The organism is Bordetella petrii, assembly GCF_020991325.1.
Taxonomy (GTDB): Bacteria; Pseudomonadota; Gammaproteobacteria; order Burkholderiales; family Burkholderiaceae_B; genus Bordetella_A; species Bordetella_A petrii_E.
In genome coordinates this window covers 1-4,239 of sequence record NZ_JAJMLX010000347.1, presented here as the reverse complement: position 1 = coordinate 4,239, position 4,239 = coordinate 1, and the positions used below count along the sequence as shown (strand labels likewise).

At 67.4% G+C, this 4,239-nt stretch carries 2 protein-coding genes and 3 pseudogenes; 2 read left to right on the top strand and 3 right to left on the bottom strand.

Annotation, left to right across the window (positions count from 1 at the left end):
• Nucleotides 1–1,146: pseudogene (locus LPZ50_RS22575) on the top strand (peroxidase family protein); the annotation flags it as partial.
• On the opposite strand, the pseudogene rph reads toward LPZ50_RS22575, so the two are convergent.
• Nucleotides 1,039–1,437, bottom strand: a pseudogene (gene rph / locus LPZ50_RS22570) (ribonuclease PH); the annotation flags it as partial. The pseudogenes LPZ50_RS22575 and rph sit on opposite strands and share 108 nt — an antisense overlap.
• A 126-nt stretch (nucleotides 1,438–1,563) precedes the next feature.
• On the opposite strand from rph, the gene LPZ50_RS22565 reads away from it, so the two are divergent.
• On the top strand, nucleotides 1,564–2,496 hold the full coding sequence (locus tag LPZ50_RS22565; protein ID WP_230665067.1) for a YicC/YloC family endoribonuclease: 933 nt from the start codon (nucleotides 1,564–1,566) through the stop codon (nucleotides 2,494–2,496).
• A 17-nt stretch (nucleotides 2,497–2,513) separates the two neighbouring features.
• Here the strand turns inward: LPZ50_RS22565 and LPZ50_RS22560 are convergent, their stop codons facing one another.
• Together LPZ50_RS22560 and LPZ50_RS22555 are read right to left on the bottom strand one after the other, a co-directional pair.
• A complete protein-coding gene (locus tag LPZ50_RS22560; protein WP_230665066.1) occupies nucleotides 2,514–3,458 on the bottom strand; it encodes an aldo/keto reductase in 945 nt (314 codons plus the stop codon).
• A pseudogene (locus LPZ50_RS22555) lies at nucleotides 3,455–4,239 on the bottom strand (MFS transporter); the annotation flags it as partial. The gene LPZ50_RS22560 and the pseudogene LPZ50_RS22555, both read right to left, overlap by 4 nt.

Here is a 4,239-nt window from a genome sequence, read left to right as displayed (position 1 = left end):
GCCGGTACCTCCCGTTCGCACGACGGCCGCGGCGGTGGCGGCGCAGGCCAGCAGCGCTTCGCGCCCCTGAACTCCTGGCCGGACAACGTCAGCCTGGACAAGGCCCGCCGCCTGCTGTGGCCGGTCAAGAAGAAGTACGGCCAGTCCATTTCCTGGGCCGACCTGATGATCCTCGCCGGCAACGTGGCGCTGGAGACCATGGGCTTCAAGACCTTCGGTTACGCCGGCGGCCGCGTCGATACGTGGGAACCGGACGACGTGTACTGGGGTTCGGAAAAGAACTGGCTGGAACTGAGCGGCGGCCCGAACAGCCGCTATTCGGGCAAGCGCGAGCTCGAAAAAACGCTCGCCGCGGTGCAGATGGGCCTCATCTACGTGAACCCGGAAGGCCCGGACGGCAACCCCGACCCGGTTGCCGCCGCGCACGACATCCGCGAGACGTTCGCGCGCATGGCGATGAACGACGAAGAGACGGTCGCGCTGATCGCGGGCGGCCACACGTTCGGCAAGACGCACGGCGCCGGTCCGGCCTCGAACGTCGGCCCCGAGCCGGAAGCCGCGGGCCTCGAAGAGCAGGGGCTCGGCTGGAAGAGCACGTTCGGCACGGGCAAGGGCAAGGATGCCATCACGAGCGGCCTCGAAGTCACGTGGACCTCGACGCCGACGCAGTGGAGCAACGACTTCTTCAAGCACCTGTTCAGCTACGAGTGGGAGCTCACGAAGAGCCCGGCCGGCGCGCACCAGTGGGACGCGAAGGACGCCGGCGAAGTGATTCCGGATGCATTCGACGCGTCGAAGAAGCATCGCCCGACGATGCTGACGACCGACCTGTCGCTGCGTTTCGATCCGGCCTACGAAAAGATCTCGCGCCGCTTCTACGAGAACCCGGCCGAATTCGCCGACGCGTTCGCACGCGCGTGGTTCAAGCTCACGCACCGCGACATGGGCCCGCGTGCCCGCTACCTGGGCCCCGAAGTGCCGAAGGAAGAGCTGCTCTGGCAGGACCCGATCCCGGCCGTGACGCACGACCTGATCGATGCCGCCGTCGGCCTGCAGCACATCGCAATCCAGGTGCAGCGTGCGCTCGCCCAGGGCCTGCATGTCGAATACCGCGCGCAGGCTGCGGCCGATAAGGCGCTGGATTTCCTGCGTACGGCCGCTTTGCTTGCCCCGCGCCGCCTCGCGGTCGCCGCGCGTGTGCGTGGCGCGCGGCAGCATGCCGTATTCGGCGGTTACCCATCCTTCCCCACGTCCTTTCAGGAAGGGCGGCACCTTGTCCAGCACGCTGGCCGTGCACAGTACATGCGTATTGCCGGCCTTCACCAGCACCGAACCCTCGGCATAGCGGGTAAAGCCGCGTTCCAGGCTGAAGTCGCGCAGTTGATCGACCGCACGGCCGGACGGTCGCTGTACTACGGGGGAAGAAGACACGGACATTGCTCCAGGAATAAGACGTTTCGTCGCATTGTACGTGCGCACAACACAGCATGACGGGGCTTGGGTTATCCTGCCGGGAAACGGCCGCTGGCCCGCCTTTTTTCGTTTTTTTCAGGATACGACCCCATGATCCGCAGCATGACCGCCTTCGGCAATGCCCGCGTAGACCTCGAGCAAGGCACCCTGGCGCTAGAGCTACGCAGCGTCAACAGCCGCTACCTGGATCTGTACTTCCGCCTGCCCGACGACCTGCGCCACGCGGAAACGCCGCTGCGCGAGTTGCTAACCAATAACCTGGGACGCGGCAAGGTCGAGGTGCGCGCATCCTACACCCGCAGCACGGGCGCCGACCTGGCCAGGCTGGATCCGGCTTGGCTGCAGCACCTGGCCGAACAACTGCAGGCCGCGCGCAGCATCGTGCCCGACGTGGCGCCGCCCCGCCTGGCCGAGCTGTTCAACTGGCCCGGCCAGCGCGTCAATGACACGCTCGACCCGCAACTATGGGGCGCTGCCTGTGTACAGGCCGCCACGCAAGCGCTGCAACAATTGCAGGAAGGCCGCGAGCGCGAAGGCCAACGCCTGGCCGCCACCATGCTGGAATGCGCCGAAGGCGTGGCGCGCATCGTCGCATCAGTGGAAACACATCTGCCCCAACTGCTGGCCGACCACCGCGAAAAGCTGGCCACCAAGCTGCGCGAATCCGTGGAAACGGCCTTTCCCGGCGGCTTTACCCACATTACCGGGCCCGAGCTTTCCGAGCGACTGGCCCAGGAAGCCAATTTGTTCGCCCTGCGCATCGACGTGGCCGAGGAATTGGCGCGGCTGCGTTCGCACCTGGAAGAACTGCGCCACCTGCTGGGCGGCAACGCGCAAGCCAAAGCCGGCGGCAAGCGCGGCGGAGGCAGCGCCGGCAAGCGCCTGGACTTCCTGTTCCAGGAAATGAACCGCGAGGCCAATACGCTGGGGTCCAAGGCGGGCAGCATGGACGTCACCCGCGCCGCCATGGACCTGAAGCTGCTGATCGAGCAGATGCGCGAACAGGCGCAGAACATCGAATAGGATTCGAGGGCAAAGGCTTACAGCGACTCAAGGTGCGCGATCATGCGGCGCCTGCCGGCCTCGTCGGGCAGGCGGCCCGAGGCCGCGCCCAGGTTGTCCACGACATTGCGCGCCCGGCTGGTGGCGGGCGTGGCGGCGGTGACCGCCGGATGCGATACCACGAACTTCAGGAAGAATTGGCCCCATGAGGCAATGTCGTATTCGGAGGCCCAGTCCGGAAGCGCATGCCCCTCGACCCGCTGCCACAAGCGGGTTCGGCCGAAAGGCTGGTAGGCCAGCACGCCAATGCCGCGGTCCCGGGCCAGGGGAAAGATGCGCTCTTCCATGACGCGGTGGTCGATCGCGTAATCCACGCCGATGAAATTCAGTTGCTCGGCGCGCATGATCCGCTCCAGCGCTTCGTACTGGTTCGGAAAGGTAGTGGTGACGCCGATGTAGCGCACGCGTCCGGCGTCGCGATATTCCTCGAGGATAGCGAGCTGGGTCGGAACATCGCCCAGGTTATGCACCTGGATGAGATCGATCTCGGGCTTGCCCAGCCACGCGAAGGACTGCTCGATCTGCGCACGGGCCGCGGCCGGGTCGGCCTTTCCGCCGCCGCGCCCCGCCACGTTCACCTTCGTGGCCCAGAACAGCTTCTGATTCAGGCCGGATTCCCGGGCCACCCGCGCGGCTACCTGTTCTGCCGCCCCGTAGCTGGGCGCGGTGTCGAACACGGTGCCGCCCTGGCGCGCAAGGGTCTCGAGCACATCGCGCACCCCCGCGACATTCCCCTCGCCCGCAATGCGGGCAAACGAAGCGGAGCTGCCCAGCCCCACCACCGGCAACTGCTCGCTGGTACCGGGAATCGTGCGGGTGATCAGGCTGCGGGGGCTTTCATCGGCCAGGAGCCGCTTCGGATCGATGGCCAGGGCCACGCCTGCGGCGGCGGAGAGCTTGAAGTAGTCGCGTCGGGTGATCATGATGGGCTCCTTGTGGCGGAACGTGTCCCCGGGGCGGCCACCGGGGTTTGGGAGGGTTCGCCCGCGGCCAGGCGCTGCTGTGCGCGGCCCAGCCACCAGCCGAGTGCGGCCCAGGCCAGCGCCAGCGGGATGGCCACGCCGGCCAGGCCGGCCAGGCCCATGCCCAGACGCGCCAGCAGACCCTCGACCTGCGCGCCGGCCACGTCGCCTCCACGGTAGCCGAACGTATCAATGAAGGCCTTCGATTTGTACTTGTCCTCGCGGCTGACCACGGTATATAGCGTCTCGCGTGCCGGCCGGGTCAGCGCCCTCTGGATGGCCCGGAACACGGCCTCGAACACGATCAGCGCGGCCAGCGTGCCGACCATGGCCAGGCCGATGAAGCCGAGCGCCACCGTCAGCGGCAGCAGTATCAGCGTGACGTGCACGCCCAGCCGCTTCATCACGCGGCCGGCGACGACGGCCTGCAGCGCCAGGGTCGCCACCTGGGTAATCAGGTCGATACGCGCGAAGACGGCGGTGCGCAAGTCCACGTCGTCGCCCAGCGCGGCCACCATTTGCAGCCGCGTGAAGTACAACAGCGTGGCCACGACCGCCATGATGATCACATAGGCCGCGATGCCCAGCAGATAGCGCGACCCGAATACGGCCTTCAGGCCCTGCCAGGCACTGCCGCCAATGATGGCATGTGCTTCCGCGGCCGTGGATGCCGGCCCGCCTTCGGCCCCGGTATTGCCGTCCGCCGGCCGGCCGCCCTGGCCGCGGGCAACGGCCCAGGCGG